Origin of the sequence: Paenibacillus sp. FSL P4-0127 (genome assembly GCF_038007325.1) — a bacterium.
Classification (GTDB): Bacteria; Bacillota; Bacilli; order Paenibacillales; family Paenibacillaceae; genus Fontibacillus; species Fontibacillus macerans.
On record NZ_JBBOWY010000001.1, the window covers coordinates 5,619,906 to 5,642,244 of the forward strand.

Annotated in this window: 24 protein-coding genes; 13 read left to right on the plus strand and 11 right to left on the minus strand. The window is 51.6% G+C overall.

All coding sequences use genetic code 11. The features are described 5' to 3' along the window. Window positions 1-5: 5 nt before the first annotated feature. Window positions 6-326 carry a hypothetical protein gene (locus tag NYE74_RS25175; protein WP_036624272.1) on the minus strand — a complete coding sequence of 107 codons (321 nt, stop codon included), beginning with the start codon at window positions 324-326 and terminating at the stop codon, window positions 6-8. Between the two features lie 128 nt (window positions 327-454). Between NYE74_RS25175 and NYE74_RS25180 the strand changes: the two genes are divergently transcribed. Both NYE74_RS25180 and NYE74_RS25185 read left to right on the plus strand, forming a co-directional pair. Beyond that, complete coding sequence (locus tag NYE74_RS25180) at window positions 455-1,648, plus strand: MFS transporter (protein WP_036624273.1); 1,194 nt, start codon at window positions 455-457, stop codon at window positions 1,646-1,648. A gap of 166 nt (window positions 1,649-1,814) precedes the next feature. Beyond that, window positions 1,815-2,462, plus strand: a complete 648-nt coding sequence (locus tag NYE74_RS25185; RefSeq protein ID WP_155621165.1) for a nitroreductase family protein — start codon at window positions 1,815-1,817, stop codon at window positions 2,460-2,462. A 309-nt stretch (window positions 2,463-2,771) separates the two neighbouring features. On the opposite strand, the gene NYE74_RS25190 is transcribed toward NYE74_RS25185, so the two are convergent. The 3 genes from NYE74_RS25190 to NYE74_RS25200 all read right to left on the minus strand — a co-directional run bounded on the left by NYE74_RS25190 (window position 2,772) and on the right by NYE74_RS25200 (window position 5,163). Beyond that, window positions 2,772-3,671 carry a hypothetical protein gene (locus NYE74_RS25190; RefSeq protein WP_124331601.1) on the minus strand — a complete coding sequence of 300 codons (900 nt, stop codon included), beginning with the start codon at window positions 3,669-3,671 and terminating at the stop codon, window positions 2,772-2,774. A 77-nt stretch (window positions 3,672-3,748) separates the two neighbouring features. Further along, window positions 3,749-4,780, minus strand: a complete 1,032-nt coding sequence (locus NYE74_RS25195; RefSeq protein WP_036624277.1) for a helix-turn-helix transcriptional regulator — start codon at window positions 4,778-4,780, stop codon at window positions 3,749-3,751. A gap of 185 nt (window positions 4,781-4,965) precedes the next feature. After that, the gene (locus NYE74_RS25200; protein WP_036624279.1) at window positions 4,966-5,163 is read right to left on the minus strand and encodes a cold shock domain-containing protein; all 198 of its coding nucleotides are present in this window, start codon (window positions 5,161-5,163) and stop codon (window positions 4,966-4,968) included. Between the two features lie 236 nt (window positions 5,164-5,399). Between NYE74_RS25200 and NYE74_RS25205 the strand changes: the two genes are divergently transcribed. From NYE74_RS25205 to NYE74_RS25240, 8 genes are all read left to right on the plus strand, one after another. Beyond that, a complete protein-coding gene (locus NYE74_RS25205; RefSeq protein ID WP_124331602.1) occupies window positions 5,400-5,633 on the plus strand; it encodes a hypothetical protein in 234 nt (77 codons plus the stop codon). 68 nt (window positions 5,634-5,701) lie between these two features. Then, a complete protein-coding gene (locus NYE74_RS25210) occupies window positions 5,702-5,875 on the plus strand; it encodes a hypothetical protein (RefSeq protein WP_036624283.1) in 174 nt (57 codons plus the stop codon). 245 nt (window positions 5,876-6,120) lie between these two features. Next, window positions 6,121-7,911 carry an oligoendopeptidase F gene (gene pepF / locus NYE74_RS25215; RefSeq protein WP_124331736.1) on the plus strand — a complete coding sequence of 597 codons (1,791 nt, stop codon included), beginning with the start codon at window positions 6,121-6,123 and terminating at the stop codon, window positions 7,909-7,911. Between the two features lie 91 nt (window positions 7,912-8,002). Further along, window positions 8,003-8,377 (plus strand): LapA family protein, encoded by a 375-nt coding sequence (locus tag NYE74_RS25220; protein WP_124331603.1) that lies wholly within the window; start codon window positions 8,003-8,005, stop codon window positions 8,375-8,377. A gap of 39 nt (window positions 8,378-8,416) precedes the next feature. Next, window positions 8,417-9,454, plus strand: coding sequence for a M42 family metallopeptidase (locus NYE74_RS25225; RefSeq protein WP_124331604.1), 1,038 nt, complete (start codon window positions 8,417-8,419; stop codon window positions 9,452-9,454). Between the two features lie 193 nt (window positions 9,455-9,647). After that, window positions 9,648-10,526 (plus strand): hypothetical protein, encoded by an 879-nt coding sequence (locus NYE74_RS25230; RefSeq protein WP_341005251.1) that lies wholly within the window; start codon window positions 9,648-9,650, stop codon window positions 10,524-10,526. Window positions 10,527-10,757: 231 nt separating this feature from the next. After that, window positions 10,758-11,438: a phosphodiester glycosidase family protein gene (locus tag NYE74_RS25235; RefSeq protein WP_341005252.1), complete on the plus strand. Its 681-nt coding sequence runs from the start codon at window positions 10,758-10,760 to the stop codon at window positions 11,436-11,438. Between the two features lie 144 nt (window positions 11,439-11,582). Further along, window positions 11,583-12,092, plus strand: coding sequence for a hypothetical protein (locus tag NYE74_RS25240; RefSeq protein ID WP_128632583.1), 510 nt, complete (start codon window positions 11,583-11,585; stop codon window positions 12,090-12,092). Between the two features lie 650 nt (window positions 12,093-12,742). Here NYE74_RS25240 and NYE74_RS25245 read toward each other — a convergent pair. Continuing rightward, a complete protein-coding gene (locus tag NYE74_RS25245; RefSeq protein WP_164815309.1) occupies window positions 12,743-12,913 on the minus strand; it encodes a hypothetical protein in 171 nt (56 codons plus the stop codon). 201 nt (window positions 12,914-13,114) lie between these two features. On the opposite strand from NYE74_RS25245, the gene NYE74_RS25250 reads away from it, so the two are divergent. The 3 genes from NYE74_RS25250 (at window position 13,115) to NYE74_RS25260 (ending at window position 14,229) form a co-directional block, all read left to right on the plus strand. Beyond that, complete coding sequence (locus NYE74_RS25250) at window positions 13,115-13,441, plus strand: DUF1492 domain-containing protein (protein WP_124331738.1); 327 nt, start codon at window positions 13,115-13,117, stop codon at window positions 13,439-13,441. Next, on the plus strand, window positions 13,393-13,608 hold the full coding sequence (locus NYE74_RS25255; protein WP_036624288.1) for a helix-turn-helix domain-containing protein: 216 nt from the start codon (window positions 13,393-13,395) through the stop codon (window positions 13,606-13,608). The genes NYE74_RS25250 and NYE74_RS25255 overlap by 49 nt, the downstream gene beginning before the upstream one ends. A 117-nt stretch (window positions 13,609-13,725) precedes the next feature. Continuing rightward, window positions 13,726-14,229, plus strand: coding sequence for a hypothetical protein (locus NYE74_RS25260; protein WP_036624289.1), 504 nt, complete (start codon window positions 13,726-13,728; stop codon window positions 14,227-14,229). A gap of 66 nt (window positions 14,230-14,295) precedes the next feature. On the opposite strand, the gene erm is transcribed toward NYE74_RS25260, so the two are convergent. The 6 genes from erm to NYE74_RS25290 form a co-directional block, all read right to left on the minus strand. Beyond that, window positions 14,296-15,144: a 23S ribosomal RNA methyltransferase Erm gene (erm, locus tag NYE74_RS25265; RefSeq protein WP_036624290.1), complete on the minus strand. Its 849-nt coding sequence runs from the start codon at window positions 15,142-15,144 to the stop codon at window positions 14,296-14,298. Window positions 15,145-15,740: 596 nt separating this feature from the next. Continuing rightward, window positions 15,741-17,084, minus strand: coding sequence for an MATE family efflux transporter (locus NYE74_RS25270; RefSeq protein ID WP_082208076.1), 1,344 nt, complete (start codon window positions 17,082-17,084; stop codon window positions 15,741-15,743). 307 nt (window positions 17,085-17,391) lie between these two features. Then, window positions 17,392-17,586 carry a hypothetical protein gene (locus tag NYE74_RS25275; protein ID WP_036624293.1) on the minus strand — a complete coding sequence of 65 codons (195 nt, stop codon included), beginning with the start codon at window positions 17,584-17,586 and terminating at the stop codon, window positions 17,392-17,394. Between the two features lie 152 nt (window positions 17,587-17,738). Further along, entirely contained in the window at window positions 17,739-18,941 is a 1,203-nt protein-coding gene (locus NYE74_RS25280; RefSeq protein ID WP_341005253.1) for a DUF4179 domain-containing protein, read from the minus strand. Further along, window positions 18,907-19,500, minus strand: a complete 594-nt coding sequence (locus tag NYE74_RS25285) for an RNA polymerase sigma factor (protein ID WP_036624296.1) — start codon at window positions 19,498-19,500, stop codon at window positions 18,907-18,909. Before NYE74_RS25285 ends, NYE74_RS25280 begins: the two co-directional genes overlap by 35 nt. A gap of 570 nt (window positions 19,501-20,070) precedes the next feature. Continuing rightward, window positions 20,071-22,113 carry an ABC-F family ATP-binding cassette domain-containing protein gene (locus tag NYE74_RS25290; protein ID WP_278738687.1) on the minus strand — a complete coding sequence of 681 codons (2,043 nt, stop codon included), beginning with the start codon at window positions 22,111-22,113 and terminating at the stop codon, window positions 20,071-20,073. Between the last annotated feature and the right edge of the window lie 226 nt (window positions 22,114-22,339).

The following is a 22,339-nucleotide window of genomic DNA, read 5'->3' on the forward strand; positions in this document are numbered from 1 at the left end:
CAATATCACATATGCCCTTTGACCGAGGATTCGTCCTGGGTCGTCCGGTACCAAATATGCAGATCGTTAATCCGGCTGGCCAGCTCGGCAATTTCCCCGTTAATCCGGCAGCTTCTCTCGAAATCGCTTTCCTCGTTCATCTCCCGCAGCATCCGTTCGATCGCGCGCTCCAGCACCATCACTTTGCTCGGAATGCGGCCGCGGATGTCCTCCCAAACCTCGATCATCGACAACCGTTCCTCCAAAGCGTATTCCTCAAAAGGACGCTCCAGCAGCGGAACGTGGATGTCCAGCCGCTCGTCGTAAACAAAACAGGAATGATTCATGGCGAAAAGCCTCCTTTTATCGTATAAAATAAACTGCCTGTATTGGAAATTTTAGTACCGCCCGCTTTGGTTTTTTCTGTTATACTAGCGGTAACTTCATTCATCAGAAACGGAGTTTTGAAACCGGCATGAAAATAAGACCGTTGGCCGAACCCGACATTCAGTGGCTTCGAGCCTTTACCTTTACAGTATACGGAACAAGCGTCCTTGTTTCCTCCTATTTTCCGCTTTTTTATGCGCAGCTTGGCTTCACAAACAGCCAGATCGGCCTCCTGTACGCCCTTGGACCGATGATATCCTTATTTTCCAATTTACTGTGGAGCCTCGCGAGCGACCGCTATAAAACGATCAAACGGATTTTGCTGATCCTGCTGGCCGGCCAAGCCGCGCTGGCGTTCGTCCTGTCGGAGTCCACCGCGTTTTCCGTCATTATCGCCGTGATTACCGTATTCTATTTTTTCTATTACCCCGTGTTCCCGTTGTCGGATACGATCCTCATCTCCACCGCCAACCGGTATCGCATCAATTTTATCTCGATCCGCTTGTTCGGGTCCGTCGGATTCGCCGTATTTGCCATCGCCATCGGTTATGTGCTTGACCGCGTCGGCTCCGCAAACACGATGTGGGTGGAAATGGCGGTCGCCGGACTTGCCCTGCTGCTCGTGCTTTGGGTGAAGGATCAGCCGGCATCATTGGCAAAAATGAACTTGTCGGGGATTTGGACGATTTTAAAGCAGAAGGAGCTGCTTTGGTTTTTCGGCTGCGTCTTCTGCCTGGCGATCGGCACGCGGATGAACGACGCTTTCCTGACGATTTCCCTTAAGGAGCTTGGCGCCGGCGAAAACTTGATCGGCTGGGCGATGCTGGCCTCGTCGTTGTCGGAGATCCCCGTGTTTATCTATCTCAGCTTCCATGGGGACAAATACAAGGAACTGCCGCTGCTGCTGTTCGCCAGCCTGCTGTTTGCGGTCCGCTTTTTCCTGATGGGATTAACCCAATCGGCCTACGGCATCCTGCTGATCCAAATGATGCACGGATTGACGTTCGGCGTGTTTTACGTGACGGCGATCCGCATGCTGACCCGGCTGGTTCCGGAACAATTCCGGGCAACGGGAATGGCCTTTTACACCATCATGTGGTCGAGCCTGTCCGGCCTGCTCAGCGGCACGTTTGGCGGCATCGTCTTTGAACAGCTGGGAAGACAAATTTTTTATTGGGTAGCCATGGGCTCCTCGCTCGTCGCGTTTATCGGCTTTGCCGGCCGCTATTTCGTCCGCCGGGCTAACCTGAACAAATCTGCCGGTTTGGATGAAGAAGCCTGAGGCGCTTCCCCTGTAGCCGGACCGCGCCCGAAAGACCGCAGTTCCGCAAAACGCTCTCCCTATTAACCTGCTGAAAGATCAGTTGTTGCGATAGGGTTGTTACTATATAATAGTTAATATTAGATGATAGTACCTGGTATTAAATCATATAAAGCAGGTGAAAAACATGGAGTACGCATCGTTTCAAGACGTGCTGAAAACCCGCCGCAGCATCCGGGAATTTACCGAGGAGCACGTCGGTATTTCCGATATCGAGGACATTATCGACTGCGCCCGTTATGCCCCCAGCGATACCAACTCGCAAACCTGGGAATTTATCGCAGTGATCAATTCGGAGAAAATCAAACAAATCGAAGAGTTTACCTGGGAGAAGCTGCATGAAACGGCGGCCCGCGCCGCCGGGAAAGGGCTGGAACGGGAAGCGAAGCTGCTCGTGAAATCGTTTGGGCCTTATGCCACGGCATTTTCCGGGGCACCTGCCCTGATCGTCTGCCTTTCGACCCCATACACTTCCAAATTCCGCGAAAAAATCTTCGATCCGATCGACTTTGTTTCGCCGGAAGTGTGGCAGGAGGAAGGGCTGAAAAGCAGCTGCCTCGCCGCCCAAAACCTGATGCTGGCCGCCCACGCCAAAGGCCTCGCCACCTGCCCGATGACCGGACCGGTGCTGCTGGCCGAGGAGAAGCTGCGCGAATTTCTCGACATCCCCGCCGACCGCGGAGTAAACATGGTGATCGCGCTTGGCCACCCGGCCATCGCGCCGAAACCCGTTCCCCGCAAGGAGGTCGCGGAAATCCTTAGAATCGTGGAGTAGCTCCCAGCAGCGCCTGTTTGGCCGGCCACGGCCTGACACAACGTGCTGAAACGCGCTGATTGGAAATATCCAATAGAATCGTAAAATAGCTTGCAAACACAGCTGCTTGATTGGATTTTTCCAATAGATTAGTCTCGGCAGAGTGCAAACCGGGCGGTTTACGCGAAATCTATTGGATATCTCCAATGTGAGTTCAAAATTGCGTTCGATGTCCACGTCAGTCTATTGGATTTTTCCAATGAAAGGTGGCTTCAAGTAAAAGAGGTCCCCGGACAGCTGCAGAAGCTGCTCGCGGGGACCTCTTTTATCTTACAACCGCCCGTAGGCCTTGAGCGTCTTCAGCCTGTCCACAGCGAGCCAGCCCCGCCACTCCTGTTCTCCCGCCGGGCTTACCGCCGGAAACGACAAGGGCCAACCGCCGTCCTCCTGTTGCGATGCGATCAGCGCGTCGAGATGGCCGCTGACCTCCTCCGCGGTCACCAGACGGGCGGCGTAGCTGTCCGGCGAAGACGCATAATCCAGCACCTTGTAGACATATCCGCCTGCCAGCGGGTCCCGCTCGATGCCGCCCGGCCCGGCCAGCCAGTCATCAAGCACCGCCTTCAACCGGCTCGCTCTCCCCTGGTCCGGCTCGGGCGCATGCTCCAAGAATGCGATCCACTGCGCAGCGTCATGGTAATCCCCCGGAACGCCACCGCTCTCCAGCGAACGCCACAGAAAAGCGATATTGCTCCGAAACCACGCTTCCTCCCCAAAATCCGTGCGCTCCCGCTGAGCAAGCAGCATCCCGATGATGCTGCCGGTCGGGTTCAGCGAAGGAATCCCGTCCCGCTCGGTGGTCCACCAAGGCGCGTGGGGATAGGCGTTCACGTCCGTAGTCGCCCTAGGCAATCCGCCGCCGTCCAAAGTGATGCTCCGCAAATACCTCAGCACCCCGTCCATCATGTCCGAGCCAAACCCGCCGGCTTCCCGGATCACCATCAGCGCCGTTTCCGTCGTGACCGGCTGGCTTTGCGGGCAGCGCATATCGGCTTCAAGCGCGTTTCCGAAGCCGCCGTCCGCGTTCTGGTAAGGTTTCAGCGCATCCAAAACCTCCTCGGCCGAACCGGCTTCAAAATGGAACGCAAATCTTTTGCGATCCAGCAGTCTGGCGTTTGTGTAAATAAACTCCCTGGCGCGCCGCAAAGTTTCCCGTTCTCTTTTTTCCATATCGCTTCCTCCTTATATAGGTTCAAGTTCTTGGCCGTTACACCGCCCGATCGCAATGGAACGGCAGATGTTCGTCTTCACTGGTATTTTTGCGCCAAAGCCAATGCCCGTTCGCGAATCGCCCGGCGCAATTCCTGGGGCTCAGCCACTTCGGCGTCCGGCCCCATCGCAAAAAAGAACGACACCGCCCAATTCAGCTCCGAGGCGGGCAAACGGCAATCCAGCAGCCACTCTTCATCGCCCGTCTGCTGAACCTCATGGCCGAAATGCGGATCCTGCTCGGCAAGCAGTGAACCGCGATAGGTAAGCTTCACGCGGAGATGCACGGCGTTTTTTCCCGCCGGAGGTGCGGTACTTTCCTTGCCGCTTTTGACATCCGTGACGTCCGAGCTGCCGTTTATGTCCGAAACATCCCTATCACCCTCAATTCCCTTGACTCCCTTGACGTCCGTGCCGCCCTCCCTCTGTTCGGCCCCCGCGGCCTGCGGGGGCGAAGTTTCGGCGATGTCCTCGAACCGGTCGACGCGGAAGGTCCGCGGCTCCCCGTGCTCCAGCGACTCGGCTTCACAGTACCAAAACCCGTTTGCGGCATACACCCGCTTCGGCCGAATCGTAAGGTGCCGGCGGTAGTTTTGCGACCGGTACAACACGCGCAGCCATCGCCCCGCGGCGGCGTGGGACATCAAAGCCTTCAGATGCGGCGTCTTATAACGGCGGTCCGGCACCTCCATCTCCACATGTTGAAGCAGCGGGGCGATTTGGCCGAGCATGGACCCCGGCAGCGCTGACCGGATTTTGTCGGCCGCCGTCCATTTCGCCTGTCCAAAGGGGCTGTCGCTGTATTTGGCCATCGCGTCCAAAGCAAGCAAAACGGTCAAGGCCTCGCCGGCATCAAACTGCAGCGGCGGCAGCCGGTAGCCGTCCATCAGCCGGTAGCCGCCGCCCGGCCCGGACACAGCGCTGATCGGAACGCCGATCTCCGACAACGCTTGTATATCGCGCAGCACCGTCCGTTTGGAAACCTCCAGCTTGTCCGCCAGGGACAGCGCCGTTTCCGGACGCTGCTGCAGCGCCATGACGATCGCCATCATCCTGTCCATTCGCTTCATCCTGCTCTTTGCCTCCCGCTTATGTTCACTATATCAGGCTATTGGTGACAACGAATTGTCACCAATCTGCCGTCTTTTTTTAAAATACGAATATATACAAAAAAACACAGCCCTATAAAGAGCTGTGCTTTTCATTATCGCGCTTGGAACCAAACTTTATAAGTGATCCGTTGCCGGAAGTGATCTTATAATTTGATTACGTTAGCAGCTTGAGGACCACGATTGCCTTCAGTGATCTCGAATTCTACGGCTTGACCTTCTTCCAGAGTTTTGAAGCCATCACCTTGAATTGCGGAGAAGTGTACGAATACGTCTTCGCCACCTTCAACTTGGATGAAGCCATAGCCTTTTTCTGCGTTAAACCATTTAACTGTACCTTTCAAATGAACAACCTCCTAAAAATAACCGCCATCGTTGGCGAATATCCATATTATACTCTATGCCCACAGACAATGCAACGTGACAATTTTCGAAAGGTTTTTTCCGGGTCGCCGGCGGCGAAGAAACGATCGTTTTATTTGCTTTCCTCCAGAGCGTGAGTTATCATTTTACATAAAAATATTACCAATTATGCGCGGCTTCTAAGCCTGCGAGCAAAGCCAAAGATTGGAGAATTGCGATGATCAAAAAACACGAAATATACAAAAAAGACAAGTGGAATATGATGACTGTAGAAGTTCAGGGCAAATACATCATTCTCCGCGAAATTTCCGATCAGTGGGGCGAAGAATCGCACACCTTCCTCAGCCGCCCGGCGATGATGGAGTGGGTGAACCGCCGTTTTCCCAAAGAGGATTTTGCCGGCAACGAAGCAGAATGGAACGACATCATGAACGCCTTCAGGCAGGTTTAGACGGCCGGTCATTTCTCCTTTTGCCAAGCCTGCTTGGCAATCATATTAATGAAACGGGGCAACGATGAATGAATAGCAGTTCCAGCATTTTAATCTTCATTATTTGTGCGTTTGCGCTGGCCGTCATACTGATCATGAACAAGAACAATATCCACCCCCGGCTTAAACGCGGCCTCGCCCTCACCGCCCTGATTATGGTAGTGGTGTCGTTTGGCTTAATCATCTACAGCTTTCTGGCATAGGAAGCGGGTGGCAAATATTTCTTCGGCAGGCGGCCCATACTAGGATAATGCCCAAGGCGAGCAAATTCAATCATCGTACTGCGCCGGGCTTCCGATCAAGACATCCGGGAGGTTTCCTAGTTATGAAATGGCCGCGTACCATCCCCTTGCTGCTATCCTGCTGCCTGTTGATTTCCACGCTGCAAGGCGGCTCCGCCGCGGGCCAGCCCGCGGCTTCACCTTACCCAAAACAAAGGAGGATTCCGATGAGCACCTTAATGAAACGCTCGGAAGTATCGCAGGAGAATACATGGAAGCTTGAGGATCTGTTTTCCGACCAGGCTTCTTGGGACAAATCGTACGAAGAACTGAAGGCATTGAAGGGCAAAGCCTCCGAATTCGAAGGCCAACTGAACAACGCCAAAAACATCAAGGCCGTTTTCGAGCTGGAAGACGATCTTTCCTTAAAAATCGAGCGGTTGTACGTTTACGCTCACTTGCATCATGATGAGGATACGACCAACCCTACATACCAGGCGCTTGTGCAAAAGGCGAAAAAACTCAGCGTCGAGGTCAACGAAGCGCTGTCGTTCATTACTCCGGAGATCTTGTCCCTGCCGGAACAGGAGCTTGACCGTCTGATCAGCGACCCTGAGCTTGCGGATTACAAATTTACGCTGCAGGAAATCAAACGCGAGAAAGCGCATGTGCTGAGCAAAACGGAAGAGGCGCTGCTGGCCCAGGTCGGCAATCTGTCGCAGGCGCCGCAGCAAATTTTTGGCATGATCAACAACGCGGATATGAAGTTCCCGAAAATCAAAGACGAACACGGGAACGAAGTCGAGTTGACGCACGGCAGCTACATTCAGTTCCTGGAAAACCCGAACCGCGAAGTGCGGGAGCGGGCGTTTAAAGCCGTTTACGATACGTACCGCAAGCAAAAAAATACGATCGCGGCAACTTTAACCGCCAACATTAACAAAAACATGTTTTATTCCCGGGTGCGCAAATACCCTTCCGTGCTGGAAATGTCCCTGTATGGCGACAACATTCCGAAGGAAGTGTACACGAACCTGATCGACACGATTCATGAAAGCCTGCCGCTGCTGCATCGCTACATGAAGCTGCGGAAGAAGCTGCTTGGCGTCGATGAGCTGCACATGTACGACCTGTTTGCCCCGCTCGTAGAGGAATACAAATGGGATATCAACTACGAGGAAGCGAAACAGATGGTCGAGGACGGCCTGAAGCCGCTCGGCGAAGATTACCTCAAAGCGCTTCGTTCCGGCTTCGAAAACCGCTGGATCGACGTGTACGAGAATGAAGGCAAGCGGACGGGCGCTTACAGCTGGGGAGCCTACGGCACCCACCCTTACGTGCTGCTCAACCACAAGGACAACCTGAACAGCATGTTTACGCTCGCGCACGAGATGGGCCATGCCCTGCATTCCCATTTTTCGGACGAAGCTTTGAAGTATCGCGATGCCCAGTACACGATTTTCCTGGCCGAGGTCGCTTCGACGACCAACGAGGCGCTGCTGATGGATTATTTGTTGAAAAAATCGACCGACCCGAAGCAGAAGCTGTACCTGCTGACGTATTACGCCGACCAGTTCCGGACGACCGTGTTCCGGCAAACGATGTTTGCCGAGTTCGAGAAAATCATCCACGAGAAGGCGGAAGCCGGCGAATCGCTGACCCCGCAGGAGCTGTCTGCGATTTATTACGAGTTGAACGTAAAATACCACGGCAAAGACATGGCCGTCGACCAGGATATCGAAATGGAATGGGCGCGCATCCCCCATTTCTACACCAGCTTCTACGTGTACAAATACGCGACCGGCTTCTCCGCGGCAACCAGCTTCTCCAAGCAGATCCTGGAGGAAGGCCAGCCGGCGGTCGACCGCTATCTCGGCTTCCTGAAGAGCGGCGGCAGCGACTATTCGATCAATATTTTGAAAAAAGCCGGCGTCGACATGTCCTCGCCGGAGCCGATCCGCGAAGCAATGAGCGTGTTCGAAGACGTCATCGAGCAAATGGAGCAACTGACGAAGTAGCGTCGCGCCCCATGCGGCCGCCCGGTTCCATAAAATCCCTTGCCCCAAGCGGGCAAGGGATTTTATACTGACCTAAAGGAGGTGTTACCTCATGCGAATTCAATGGTCCTTGATCTTAGCGCTTATTTTCGCCTTGATCACCGCCGTGTTTGCCGTTATCAACGTCAACCCGGTGCAGGTGAATTTATTGTTCGGCGCGGTCAGCCTTCCGCTGATCTTGCTGATCCTCGGTTGCACGCTGCTCGGCGGCATCATCGTCGGCTCGTTTGGCATCTACCGCGGATACCGGCTGCAGCGGGAAGTGAAAGGCCTGCAGGCCAAACTCGTACATATCCAGGAAGCGACCGGCTACATTTTCCCCGAACCGGAAAAAGCCGAAAAAGGGAAAAAAGCGGCCGGCAAAAACGAAAAGGCCGCCGGGAAGGCGGAACCTTCCGCGGAAGATTTATCTTCTTCCGAACATTGATCCGGCGACAGCGAGTTCCTAATTTTTGAGGAGGTTCCCATGAAGATTCAAGCCAATGAGACCTATATTTTAAACATTCTGAAAACGCTGCTCGATACGCCAAGCCCGAGCGGCTTTACGCGCGGTATAATGACGCTGATCGGGCGCGAAGCGGAGGCCCTGGGCATCCCCTGTTCGTTTAACGAAAAAGGCGGCGCCATCCTGACGCTGCCCGGCCGCGACTCGTCCCGGCGGATCGCGCTGAGCGCTCACGTCGATACTTTGGGCGCCATGGTCCGTTCGATCACCGAAAAAAGCACGCTGAAGATCACCTCGGTCGGCGGATTTATGATGCACAGCATCGAAAACGAATACTGCCAAATCCATACCCGCAGCGGCAAGGTTTACACGGGAACGATCTTGTCGGCGCAGCCTTCCGTCCACGTTTACACCGATGCCCGCGACTTCAAGCGCGAGGAGAAAAATATGGAAGTGCGGATTGACGAGTTAGTGGAAAATAGAGACGACGTACTGAAGCTGGGGATCTCCGCCGGCGACTTTATTTCCTTCGATTCCCGCGCGGTCATTACATCCAGCGGGTACATCAAGTCCCGCCACCTCGACGACAAGGCGAGCGTGGCCGCCCTGTTCGGCCTGCTGGAATCAAGCCGGCGCGAGGGCTGGACGCCGCGCCATGATCTGGTTTTCCTCATTTCCAACTATGAGGAAGTCGGGCACGGCGCAGCGTGGATTCCGGACGGCGTTAACGAAATGATCGCCGTCGACATGGGCGCGATGGGCGACGATTTAAGCTGCAAAGAGACCGATGTGTCGATTTGCGCCAAAGACTCCAGCGGGCCGTACGATTACGACATGACCGGCAAGCTGATCGAACTCGCCCGAGGCTTGGGAATCCCGCACGCGGTCGACATTTACCCGCATTACGGCTCGGACGCCTCGGCGGCGCTGCGCGGCGGGCACAACATCCGCGCCGCGCTGATCGGTCCGGGCGTGCACGCATCGCACGCCATGGAGCGGACGCACAAGCAGGCCGTCATCAACACGACCCGCCTGCTCGCCGCGTATGTGGCCGAGTAACGAGCCTCGCCGGGAGCTCGATGGCCCGGAAGCAGAGCGTTCGCGCAGCGAGAACCGGGGAGGATCCGAGGGGACCGGGGGACAGGATCGGTCCGCTGGAACCGGAACGGCCGGAACCGCAGGCCCGGGAGGGCACAAGGAAACCGTGGAACAAGTCCGGACCGGCAGAATGGAGATGCCTGGGGAAACTGGGATGTCCGGAACCAAAGGCCCAGGATCGCCCGAGGAAACCGAATTGTCCGGAACCAAAGGCCCTGAATCGTCCGAGTTCACCGGTCCGGACGGACCCAAAAGGCCAGGAGCACTCGGTGGACTCGGGCGCTGGGCCGCTGCCTCCGCTGCAGCGGCGGTCATCTTCCTCGGCGTCCTGGCGATGCTCTTGTGGGGAAGCCGATTCCTCCTTCCCCATGCTTACGCTTATTATGAGACAACCGCAGATAACGGCGTGAAGCTGCACGCGCTGTCCGCTTCGCCGGAGCATATCGAGCTGCAGGCCGTGGACCGGCCGTTGGGCGATTACCGCGTGTACGGCATTAACGGCGGATTTTTTTACAATGACGCCGTTTTGTCCATCGCGGTCAACGATGACCGGCCGGTCCAAGGCGCTGCCGGCGACTACGGCTCCGGCTGGTTCAACGCCAAATACGCGCGCGGCACGCTCGTCTGGGACGCGGCGGCCGGCCGCTTTTCGGTGCAGGTCGTCTCCGCCGCCGCCGAGCTTACCGTCACCAACCGCAGCCGCTATTTCGCCCAGGGCGGCGTCAGCATGAAGCTGCAGGACGATGCCGGATGGCGGGCGGCCGCCGTGGACGCCGAACATCTGCCCTACCCGGACGAGGAGCGTCTCCGCTCCGGCCTCGTCTACGACAATACGGGGCAGCTGTGGCTGATCGTCACGCCGACCCGCTGCACGGCGGAGGCCTTCCGCGCCGCCGTCAAGGAGACGATTGCCCCCAGCTCGGCCGTGGACGGCATCTTCCTCGACGGCGACGGCTCCTCGCAATTGAACGCCGCCGAGGTCAAACTCCACGGCGACACGCGCGATCTGCGGCAGATTATTGCGATTCAGTAATGGCATAAAACAAATAGAATTAACAAAAAGACAATTCGATGGATTTTTGCCGGAGAATTGTTTTTTTATTTTTCAGTTAGAAATTTATATCAACTGCTTGTATTTTCGCTCCTAAATTTACCTTTATGGGTGAGAGAGAAAACGGCAGCGAGTTTGCAGGTTTGGGAATGACCTGCAGCCGCTGATTCCCCCTAATATCCCCTCACTAATAATATTTGAGGAGCGATTGAAATGGCAAATTACACATATGCTGCTTACACGGCTTCGAATGGAGTTAAGTTGCACACGATCAAAACTTCCCCAAATAATATCTGGATTAATTATATTGGTGCGTCTAATGTACCCAGTCAAAATTACTATGGTGTTAATGGTGGTTATTTCGATCCTGATACTGGAAACTTACTTCAAATTGCTTTAAACAATGATAAACCGGTAAATGGGACTAAAGATGATTACGGAAGCGGATATGAAAATGTTAAGGTTGCTCGCGGTACATTGGTTTGGGACGCTACGGAAAGTCAATTTTCCGTACAAATCGTTAAGTCCGCTGCTGATCTCCACGTCATTAAACGAACGAGATATTGGGCGCAAGGCGGTATTAGCATGTCTCTAAACAGTGACAGTACCTGGGCTTCTCAGGCTGATAAAGAAAATATGCAGAATAGAACCGGAAATGCATTTCGAACTGGCCTTGTATACAACAATACTAATAACATTTGGCTTATTGTTACTGATGTAAAATGTACTGCCGCAGAATTTAGAACCGCAATTAAGGAAAAGGTCGGCTCAGGAACGCTCGTCAATGGGATATTCTTGGATGGCAGTGGTTCTTCACAAATGAAGTGCAAAGAGAAAAAAGTGTATGGTGATGAGCGAGAAGTTTATCAAATGGTTGCATTAAGAAACGAATAAATACAAAAAATATACCCTAGATTGAGACCCCGGTTTACCTTATTGGTAGCCGGCGGTCTCATTTTCAAATTTGCAATATAAACAAGGTAACTTTTCCATATTTTAGACGTCTATATTATATAAAGAAAATATGGAGGATAATTTATGAATAAGGTGATTTTCTATACGGTTACTGGAATTGTTACTCTAGGGATACTTACATCATGTGCAAATGGGAAAAACAAGGATCATGTTCAGGAGCAAAACGAAACTCAAACCATTGATACAAATACTTCTCAAAATCAGCAAACAGAAAATAACGACTCGTTTCAAACCGGCGTTGTTATAGACTTTGATGCCATTGACAATTCATTATTCAATGCAGAAATTAAGACATTGCTGAAAACTACCCTGGAAGCAATGGCCAATAAAGATGAAGAATCGTATCGGAGTGTTTTTAGAGATACGCAATCCGCTGATACTTATATGTACTTATTTGGTAAAGATTATTATTATGATTATTTGGGAACTATCGAACAAGATCGTTCGGGTAGAATTGTTGTTGAAGTCAGAGGCAAAGTCAAAGATGATCATGGAATCAGGGAGACACCTAACGGATTTTTTTACTTTATTAAAAATAAAGAAGGGCACTGGGTACTTGGAGCGATTGATTAGGATTGCGGGATGGGGGTTAACTTATGAGGAGGTTTGTTATCTATACTGCAACTGGAATTGTTATTCTAGGAATACTAACATCATGTCGCAATAAGGATCATGTTCAGAAGCAAGCGAAACTCAAACCATTGATACAAACACTTCTCAAAATCAGTAAGCAGAAAATAACGACTCGTTTAAAACTGGCATTTTTGTAGACTTTGATGCCTTGGGCGATCCATTGTATACTGGGGAATTAGGTCCCTTATGAAAACCACCTTGGAAGCCTTGGTCAATAAGGACGAGCAGGCGTTTCGAAGTATATATTACACCAAGCCATCCGAAACAATTCTTGAAGATTATTTAGAAAGAGATTATTATTTCGAGTCTATGGAAGGTATTACGAAAGACCATAATAGATTAAATTGTTCAAGTCAAAACAAAAGCCAGAATTGAAAATGAAGTCATTGAACGTAATGAAGATTATTGCTTAGTCAAGGGCAAGAACGGTCTTGGAAGTTGTGGGTTTAATTTAGCTTGCTTCCCTTATTAAAATAACCATAATATTCGGCATGTCAACAACATGAACATATCGATATTTCTAACAACAAAGCCTTGTTGGCATAAGAGCCAACTAAGGCTTTGTTGCTTTTTGTACTATTAATAGAGATTCATTCTTTCTGCTTAATACATTTAATAGCATCAGACAATTCATTAAGTGATGAATCTAGCTTGTCCAGCTTTTTTCCAATCGTTTGAAGCACATACCTCAACAAAATAAAACACATGGCGACCGGAAAACCAACATTTGTGACGAATGAAGCAAATTCCTCATAATCCATAAAACTCTCTCCTTCATACTTTTTTTAAATATGGTAATTTGAGAGATGAAAATACAATATCTAATTTAAGAACATTTTGTTATATTTTATTGAACTGTCTCAAACGCCCATTCTTTTCACTTGTTAAATGTAGTTATGAATCGCCATATATTATAGAAAATTCTAAAATATGGGGTGATTAGTGTGAAGAAAGAAACGATTATGGATTACTATGTTAGAGGAGAACTAAAACGAATTGCTTGGAAGATTCAATACAAGGCAAGAGTAACCTCTAAACATGAATTACCTTTAAAGTCGGAAAACGTTAGCCGAGCAGCCAACTTTCAAAACGAAGTGGATCGTAAGTTATATGTAGAGTATCTAATCAACTCAATCCCTACAGACATCGGAAGGAAAATTATTTTCGAGATTTATATAAACGAAAAAACCGAAGTTCAAGTTGCTAAAGAATTGAATATAAGCCAACAGGGGGTAAATCAATGGAAAAGAAAAACCTTGAAGTACCTATGTCAGAAGATGAGTTCCTGAACCTGTTGCAATTGGCAAGAAATCATGATCAGACCGCGATGTATAAACTAATTGAATATTATAAGAATGACATCTACAAACTTAGCATGTATATGAAAATGCCACAAGAAGACGCGGTTCAAAGTATCGTTGTGGAAATGATAGATTTATTTATGAAAGCGGATTAATTTACTCATATTCCTGACAAACACACTTTTTACTTTCTATTTCGCAAAAAACAAGGAGACATTTTCCATCTTACAAACGTCAATATAGATAAAAAGCAAAATATGGGGGAAAAATCCATGAACAAATTGATTATATATTCTGTAACAGTAATTGTTACACTAGGGATACTAACATCGTGTTCAAATGAGAGCAATAAGGATCATCTTCAGGAGCAAAACGAAACTCAATTCATTGGGGCTAACGCTTCTCAAAATCAGCAAGTAGAAAATGACGACTCTTTTCAAACCGGTGTTTTTGTAGACTTCGACGCCTTGGACGATCCGTTGTACACGGAAGAAATTAAGTCCCTTATGAAAACCACTTTGGAAGCCTTGGCCAATAAGGATGAACAGGCACTTCGGAGAATATATTACCGAGAGGACTCCGAAGGTATAAGTGAATATTTTTTTGATAGAGATTATAGTTTTGAGTCTTTAGAAGGTATTACAAAGGACCATGATAGATTAATTGTTAGAGTCAAAACAAAAGCCAGAATGGAAAGTGAAGTCTTTGAACGTTCTGAAGATTATTGGTTAGTCAAGGACAAAAGCGGCCAATGGAAGCTGGGAGCAATCGATTAACTATATCACAAGACAAAGAAGCCTCAGTTGGCATAAAGTCAACTAAGGCTTCTTCCGCTTAGGCCATCATTTTCGCGGTTTCGGCCAGCGGTGGCGGGGGACGTAGCGGATCAAGGCGTGGTGGACCGTCGCCCATTGCGCTTCGGTTAAGGTTCCGACCGCTGTCCGCGTGCCATCGATGCCTAATGTTCTCCTCAAAACCGTTAATTGCGGTTTGGTGAAAAAGGCGCTTAAAACGGCATCAAATGAAGCATACGGAGATTTTAGCGCAGCTTCCGCAAGCCCCAGAAAAACGCTGCGTTCATGATAAGGTACAAGCGGTTCGCGTTTCCGATCGATCCGCACCAGCGCCGAATCGACGCTTGGCGGGGGAGCGAAATTGTCCCTGGAGATGATCTGAATAAATTTGAAATCGAACCACATTTTCCACGCCAATACGTACGGGTCTTTCACCTGTCTTCCCGTAAATCTCCTGGCGGCCCCCTTCTCCATGACCAGGACAGCCCTTTGCAGAGGCGTTGCCGGCTGGCTCAATAATTTTTTTAGAATCGGGGTCGTGATGGAGTAAGGGATATTGGACACGACGAGGAAAGCTTCCTTCGGAAAACGGATATTCAGGATATCCTGGTGAATTACCTTTATGTTCGCGTAGTGTCCGGTTTTCCGCTTCAGAATCTCGACGAAGGCCGGGTCGTATTCGACAGCCACTACCTTTTGTGCTTTTTGGCATAACTCGGCCGTTAATGCCCCTTGGCCGGCCCCCAGCTCCAGCACCGTATCCCCTTCCGAAATACCGGCCATGGCGACGATCTCCCGAATGAGCTTCCGGTTATGCAACAAATGCTGTGCCAAGTCATTGGGAGGTTCTCCTCGTTTTAATCGGGTTTGGTTAGGTTTTTTAATTTTTCGGCTCACTTGCGCTCATCCCTTCGCAAAACGTCGCAGCTTCCCAGCCTGCGGCCGGAGCAAAGGGAGTCAGCACGTAAAGAAGCCCGAATGTGCAGCGAAAACAATCCCTCCCCAGCCGGGAAAAGATCATTTAAGCACGCAAAAAAGAAGGCAGATGCCCCACCTTCCCTTCAAACCGTTACGATTGTATGCAGAAAAAAGGCAGACTGAACCCGTTGCTCCGCCTCGCAGGCAGAGCGCTTGAACGTTATTTAATTGTTCAATTCGCGGCGGTTCAGTCTGTCGTTTATCACACGTGATGCTCCTTTCCGTAAAAATCCACATTTTGGACAACAAAAAACACAGGCAGTTCTCTGCCTGTGCAAGCCGTAATCGGGTGCGGAAAATAAACCTCCCCGCGATTCGCTGGGGAAAGCTTCTTTTCCAGATGCATATCAAATGACAGGTTACCGCATGGGCAGACCAATCCCGATTACTCCGCTACAGGCAGAATGTCAAGAAAACCGTGTAAGCGCACGTTTTTCTTATCGGGAAAAATCTATCACACGTAACCCTCCGTTCAACTAAGATATGAGAAAGAATAGCATAGAAACTAGGAAATATCAAATTTTCGCCGGCTCCGCCTCAACCAGCCGATGCCGATACCATTTTGTCCCGTAGAACCGGCGCAGGAAGATGGCTCCCCGGATTCCCCATTCAATATTCATGGCCAGCCATACGCCGATGACGCCAAACGGCAGGACGACGCCCAAAATGTAGCCAAGCACGACGCGGAACAGCCACATGGACAGCATCGACACGACCGAAGTATATTTGGCATCGCCCGCCGCCCGCAAGGCTGATGGGGTAATAAAGCTGATCGACCACAACGGAATTTGCATGATCGTGTTGATCAGGATAATCGCAAAGATTTCGCCCACGATTTCCGCGGGCGGATGAAACAGCGACACCAGCGGGTGAAACAGCGGCAGGATGATTAGCCCCATGACGATGAACGTGGCCGACGACAGCCAGATGAAGGAGCGCGTCAATTTTTTGGCGTCCCCAACGTCTCCCCGCCCGATGCACTGCCCCACCACGGTGACGATGGCGATCGACAAGGCGTTGGCCGGAATTTGCACCACGCCCGCCAGCGACGAGCTAATCGCATTGGCTGCGATCGCGTAAGTTCCCAGGCTGACGATAAAAATTTGCGTCAGGATCTTCCCGCCGTTAAAAAACATCTGCTCTGCGGCAAACGGCAGGCCGATGGACATGATTTTTTTCAGCATCCCCCAGTTGGCCATCAACATGTCCCGGATCCGAATGTGCAGAGCAGCGTCCACCCTGACCAAATAATAAATCGCGCAGGCGGCGGCCAAATACCGCGAAACATTGACGGCTATGGTCATCCCGAACACGCCCATGTCGGCCAGATTAATGAACACGAAGTTCAGCAGGACGTAAGATAAGTTCATGATCAGCGACAGAAAAAGCGATGCCCGCGACCTCCCTATGCCCCGCAGCACCCCGCACACCGCCTCGACGATCGCAATCCCGCAAAAGGAAACGCTGCTGCCGATCAAGTATGTTTTGGCGTTGCTGAACACGTCGGCCTCCGCGGAACCGAACAGCAGGTTCAAGGTCGGATTATGAAGCAAAATAATCAGCAAGCTGATCGCCAGCGCCAGCAAAAATACCGAGGAGACCGAGCCGGCCGCCGATTTGGACACCATTTGATCGTTCCGGTTTCCTTTGTACTGCGCCACCACGACGGTGCCCCCGGTCGCGACGCCGACAAAAACGTTGATCAAAAAAATGTTCAGCGAATCGACCATATTGACGGCGCTGACCGCGGCGACGCCGGAGGAACTGATCATCGCCGTGTTGACCAGATTGAGTCCGACGATAAACGCCTGGTCGATCAGGATCGGAATGATCAAGGCGATAATCTGCCGGTAATCCATCGATTCGGCGGAGAAATGTTTGTGCAAAAAACGGTGCGTTTTGGCGCGGATGGCTGCGTTAACCACGTAATCACTTCTTTTTCGTCAAAAATATTTAAAGAGAAAAAATAAAAGACTCTTCAGCGCGAAGAGTTCTATCAGTTACAGCTTATGGATCGTTTTAAATGGTCCGCACAATATTATATCAGCAATCATAAATAAAGGCTCCCCGCTGAAATCGCCCATTTCCCCGTTTATCCGAAAAAAAGAGAGATTAATAGGGACTAATCCCCATTTACCTCTCCGGAGCTTCCGTTTTTAAAGTTCCTCACCTAAAGGCGATGAACAGGGCGAAAATCAGCGCGAGAATCCCCATAGTGATCAACAAATTCGCCGCCTCACGAAAAACTCCCCGCACCCCCTCATTTAGAAGCCGCTGTTCTTTTTCCTTGAATTTAAGCTTGGCTGCCTCTTCATCCATCGAATTCAAAAAAGGCCGCTGATCGCCGCCGTAAAATTCCACGTTCTCTCACTCTCCTGATTCAAGATGGGCTCCGAACATTCAATCTTTAGCCCCATGATATCATAAAAAGGAAAACTGCGCCTCCACCTGCAGTAGTGAGTCAAAGGGGCGATTCTCCGAGCTTTCGCCCCGAGAACCGCCCCGTTCGTCACTTATTTCTCAACCGGAATCGTTACTTCGAGTTCTTTGATGTAAGTTTTGTCGCCACGGCTGTAAGTTCCGTTGCTGTCTTTGCCCTGTCCGACAACGCTCCAGTCGTTTTTATTCACCGTGAGGGTAAACGGTTTGATGGTGATCGACTTCGGCGTCCCGTTAAACGGGCTGTACAGCTCGTCAACATGGTATTCGGTTTCGGGCTCGCTGTGGAAATATCCGAACTTATTCTGGTCCAGCAGGTTGCCCTGATCGTCGACAATATCGTAATACATCATGCTGGCGATATAATCGCCGGTTTGCTCCGCGGACCTCGGCACCTTCCCGGTGCTGTCGATGACCAGTCGGGTGGTTACAGGCGTAAGCTTAAGCTGCTTTACCGTGTAACTGAAATCCTCGTAGGTTTTGGTGGCATTTGGCTGCAGTAAGATGGCATTGTCCGTGATTTTGACCGGAACTTTAAATTCAAACGGCTCGTCGATCCGCGTTACTTCGGCTCGAATCGTCAATTCAAATTCGTCGCCCCAGTGCACTTCCGGGTTCTCGCCCACCGACATCTCGACTTCGTACGCATTTTCACGTTTCCCAGTATCCCCAAACCCGCCAAATCGTGCCGGTTCACCATTAATAAGAACATCTACATTACTTACGTAGCCCTTCTCCTGCTCTTCCTCAGGAACAACCTTAGGCGCATCACCATACACAATAACTCCCTCTGTTCTAGGGTATGGGGAAGCTGTCCCCTCAAGATCCACGCCTTCCCGGTCCAGCATAAAGGACAGTCTTGTCCCGTCATACAATAGATCGCTCAGTTTCAGCGTCACCCCGTCATGCGTTACGCTCAGGTTCGGGGCTTTGACGATTCCCTGATCCATTGCAGTCTTCACGGACTCTTCAGTAGTCCCCTTAAAAAGCGTACTGAACACCGGAACTTGCTTTAAAGCCTCGGCCATCGCCGGGGACACGAATCCCGAGCCGATGATCCCTCCCCCGAGAATAGCGGCGGCCGAAGCGGCAACTACGGTCCGTTTCCATACTTTCCTATTGTTTGCAGCGTGTTTTCTCGTTCTGCTCATATTCATCTCTCCAATTTTGTCGATAATTTCACCGCTCATGCTTGTTTTCGGCATCGCCGAATGACGAATCATTCGTTCGATCGCCTCCATTTCAGCGGACTCCGTTCGATCCGGCAAACGTCCCATGGGCCAACACTCCTTTTTCAGTGGCTTTTTCCATCAGCTTTTTGCGTATTCGCTCATACTTTTTGCGCAAAGTCGCCGGCTTGATTCCCATCACTTCGCCAATCTCCTCAAAACGGTATTGTTCTACCGACTTGAGCAGCAGGATATGGCGTTCCTCCGCCGTCAGATACGTTAATAGTTCCTCTACCGCCGACTGATGCGGAGAGATCTCCGGCACCGGATGCTGTTCCTGGCAGCGGTCGATCAATTTCAACAATCGGGCCTGCTTCTTCTTCATATTGATCAAATGATGGTAGGCTACCTTGTACAGCCAGGCGGAAAACGAAACTTGATTGCTGTACTGATGAAGATTCATATAGGCCCTGATAAAAATCTCCTGAACCGCGTCCTTTGTTTCCTCGTGATTGCGCAAAATGTAATAACAATACGTATACATTTGCCGTTCAAACCGTTGAATAATGGGAGCGTAAGCCTCTTTATCGCCAGCTTTCACGCGCTCAATCAGCGCTTCGATTTTTAGGTTCCGATCCGTCGTTTCCCCGGGGATGACTGGTTGCAAAAAGCTCACCTCCTTTGCTGTTTACACCTATATAACAACCCGAAAATGCCGTTTTGTGACATGCCCCTCAATTTTGGCGTGAATCTCAAAAAAAAGGCCCGGATGAGGCCAACTTTTGCAAAGTGACCATCATTCGGGTCCATCGGATGTAGATGTGAGAAACTCCGGCGAAAAACAAAAGGGCAAAAAATGACGTTATTTCAGCGATATCCCCCATTGATAGAGAAATAGCGTAAATTTATGTCGCTATATTCTCGAATCGCCAGGAAATGCCCGCGATCTGCACCATTCATAGGATAATAAGGACAAAAAATGCCGCTAATGGGGATGGGCATGATCTTATCCGGATAATAAGTACATAAAGTGCCGCTATTTTTGAAGGATGATGGTTAGTTAACCCAATGGTATTGGAATTGATATTGGTAACGGGGTCATGGTCATGCCATCAAGCGCCCAAACGCCGATTTTTAAGGTGAATCAATCTTTTGGGCGCTCAAGTCCTGGAATAGCGCATTTTTAGCGTTATCCTAAGCTGTGTGCATTCCGCAACCTGACGTGAAGCCATCCGCTTTATGAATTGCGCTGGGCTGCGATTTTTTCGGCCAGTTCGTTCAAATACGTCCAGCGCTCCATAAGGCGTTCCAGCTCCGCTTCAGCTTCCTCCTGCTGCTTCATCAGCTCCTGCAGCCGGGCAGCGTCGCTCGCCGCCGCTTCCATTTCCCCGGCAATATCCGCCAGGCGCTGCTCGGCCGCCTCGATCGTCGCCTCGATCGTTTCAAATTCCCGCTGTTCATTATAGCTGAATTTCAGCTTGTCGCCGCGGGAAGCGCCGCGGTTGTTCGAGGCGTCTGCTCCCGCTGCCGCGTCCGAATAGCCGGTTCCCGATCCCGATGGACCGGACGAACCGCTTCCTGCGGAAGCTTTCGCCCCGCCGGCCGCCGGCTTGCCCTCTCCGGCACCGGATCCCGGCTTGCCCGCTCCGCCGCCGGCTGCGGTCTTGCTTAATCCGCCGCCGCTTGCCCGCAGCCGCTCCTCATAGTCGCTGTAGTCCCCGACATGCACGGCCACCACGCCGCCGCCTTCGAACGCCATGATTTTATCGACGGTCCGGTCCAGGAAATAGCGGTCATGGGAGACGACGAATACGGCGCCCGGGAACTCGTCCAAATACGCCTCCAGCACGGTCAGGGTCTGAATATCGAGATCGTTTGTGGGCTCGTCGAGGAGCAGCACGTTCGGCGCACCCATCAGCACGCGCAGCAAATACAAACGCCGCTTCTCGCCGCCCGACAGCTTGGATATCGGCGTCCACTGCATGTCCGGCGGAAACAAAAAACGCTCGAGCATCTGCGCCGCGGTAATCCGTGTCCCGTCGGCGGTGGCGACGACCTCCGCAGCTTCCTTGATATATTCGATCACCCGCTGTTTACCGTCCATCTCCTGGTGCTCCTGGGTGAAATACCCCAGCTTGACCGTTTGGCCGATCACGATCTCTCCCTGATCCGGCTCGGTCCGCCCGGCGATCATGTTCAGGAGCGTCGATTTGCCGCTGCCGTTGGGACCAACGATGCCGACGCGGTCTCCGGGCACCGCCGTATAGGTCAAATCGCCGATCAGCAGCCGTTCCCCCGCCGATTTGCGGATCCCGTGAATCTCCACGATTTTGCGCCCGAGGCGCGTAGAGGCGACCGAAATATCAAGCGCATCGCTTTTGTATTCGGTTTTCGCCGCCTGCAGTTGCTCAAACCGTTCGATCCGCGCCTTTTGCTTCGTCGAGCGGGCCTTCGCCCCCCGCCGAATCCAGGCCAGCTCGGTGCGCAGCAAATTTTGCCGCTTCTGCTCGGATGCGGCTTCCCGTTCCTCGCGTTCGCTTTTCAGCTCCAAGAACCGGCTGTAATTCGCCTCGTAGCGGAACAGGCGCCCGTGATCGAGCTCCAGCATGACGTTGCAGACCCGGTCGAGAAAATAGCGGTCATGGGTAATGAGCAGCAGCGCCCCGCGCCGTTTCTGCAAATAAGTTTCCAGCCAGGCCACGGAATCGTTGTCGATATGGTTCGTCGGTTCGTCCATAATGAGCAGCTCGGACGGGACGATCAGCGCGGAGGCAAGCGCCACCCGTTTCCGCTGCCCGCCGGACAAGCTGCCCATCTTTTGGCCAAAATCGCCGATCCCCAGCTTGGACAACACGCTTTTGGCGTCGCTGACCAGCGTCCAGGCCTGCAGCCGGTCCATCTCCTGGGCCAGCCGCGTAAGCTCCGCCTGCCGGGCGGCATCCTCCGGGCTTTGCTCCAGCGCTTCCTCGGCTTCCATATAAGCGGACACCACCTGCAGCTCGGGCCCCCCGCCTTGAAACACCCCGCGCAGGACAGAAATTTCCGGATCGTATTGCGGGTTTTGCGCGAGGAAATTCACCCGTACATCCCGGTTTATGGCAATACGTCCGTCATCGGCCGCTTCCAGCCCGGCAATCACCCGCAGAAACGTCGATTTGCCCGTACCGTTGACGCCGATGACGCCGATTTTGTCGTTTTCCTCCATGCCGAAGGAGACGTCCTGAAACAGCACTTTTTCTCCATAGGTTTTCGTCATATGTTCGACGGTTAGTATATTCATGCCTGATCCCTACTTTATATTTAGATGTCGTTCAAAAAGTCAGCTTTTGATCACGAAGCAAGACCATGGAGCGTATTCGGCATCGAATCTTGAATTCAGCCGGGCCAAGCTTATGCTTTCGAAGCATGTTTCCTTCGGAAACATTTCAGGTGCTCACGTACCCAAAACGTACGCTCCGCTCCTTTCGTCCCTAGCTTCATCCGACCTACAGCGTTTAGAAAAAACG

Coding starts and splice junctions, on each gene's coding strand:
- NYE74_RS25175 (WP_036624272.1), bottom strand. CDS start 326: ATGAATCATTCCTGTTTTGTTTACGACGAGCGGCTGGACATCCACGTT.
- NYE74_RS25180 (WP_036624273.1), top strand. CDS start 455: ATGAAAATAAGACCGTTGGCCGAACCCGACATTCAGTGGCTTCGAGCC.
- NYE74_RS25185 (WP_155621165.1), top strand. CDS start 1,815: ATGGAGTACGCATCGTTTCAAGACGTGCTGAAAACCCGCCGCAGCATC.
- NYE74_RS25190 (WP_124331601.1), bottom strand. CDS start 3,671: ATGGAAAAAAGAGAACGGGAAACTTTGCGGCGCGCCAGGGAGTTTATT.
- NYE74_RS25195 (WP_036624277.1), bottom strand. CDS start 4,780: ATGAAGCGAATGGACAGGATGATGGCGATCGTCATGGCGCTGCAGCAG.
- NYE74_RS25205 (WP_124331602.1), top strand. CDS start 5,400: ATGATCAAAAAACACGAAATATACAAAAAAGACAAGTGGAATATGATG.
- NYE74_RS25210 (WP_036624283.1), top strand. CDS start 5,702: ATGAATAGCAGTTCCAGCATTTTAATCTTCATTATTTGTGCGTTTGCG.
- pepF (WP_124331736.1), top strand. CDS start 6,121: ATGAGCACCTTAATGAAACGCTCGGAAGTATCGCAGGAGAATACATGG.
- NYE74_RS25220 (WP_124331603.1), top strand. CDS start 8,003: ATGCGAATTCAATGGTCCTTGATCTTAGCGCTTATTTTCGCCTTGATC.
- NYE74_RS25225 (WP_124331604.1), top strand. CDS start 8,417: ATGAAGATTCAAGCCAATGAGACCTATATTTTAAACATTCTGAAAACG.
- NYE74_RS25230 (WP_341005251.1), top strand. CDS start 9,648: ATGTCCGGAACCAAAGGCCCAGGATCGCCCGAGGAAACCGAATTGTCC.
- NYE74_RS25235 (WP_341005252.1), top strand. CDS start 10,758: ATGGCAAATTACACATATGCTGCTTACACGGCTTCGAATGGAGTTAAG.
- NYE74_RS25240 (WP_128632583.1), top strand. CDS start 11,583: ATGAATAAGGTGATTTTCTATACGGTTACTGGAATTGTTACTCTAGGG.
- NYE74_RS25245 (WP_164815309.1), bottom strand. CDS start 12,913: ATGGATTATGAGGAATTTGCTTCATTCGTCACAAATGTTGGTTTTCCG.
- NYE74_RS25250 (WP_124331738.1), top strand. CDS start 13,115: ATGGATTACTATGTTAGAGGAGAACTAAAACGAATTGCTTGGAAGATT.
- NYE74_RS25255 (WP_036624288.1), top strand. CDS start 13,393: ATGGAAAAGAAAAACCTTGAAGTACCTATGTCAGAAGATGAGTTCCTG.
- NYE74_RS25260 (WP_036624289.1), top strand. CDS start 13,726: ATGAACAAATTGATTATATATTCTGTAACAGTAATTGTTACACTAGGG.
- NYE74_RS25270 (WP_082208076.1), bottom strand. CDS start 17,084: ATGGATTACCGGCAGATTATCGCCTTGATCATTCCGATCCTGATCGAC.
- NYE74_RS25280 (WP_341005253.1), bottom strand. CDS start 18,941: ATGGGACGTTTGCCGGATCGAACGGAGTCCGCTGAAATGGAGGCGATC.
- NYE74_RS25290 (WP_278738687.1), bottom strand. CDS start 22,113: ATGAATATACTAACCGTCGAACATATGACGAAAACCTATGGAGAAAAA.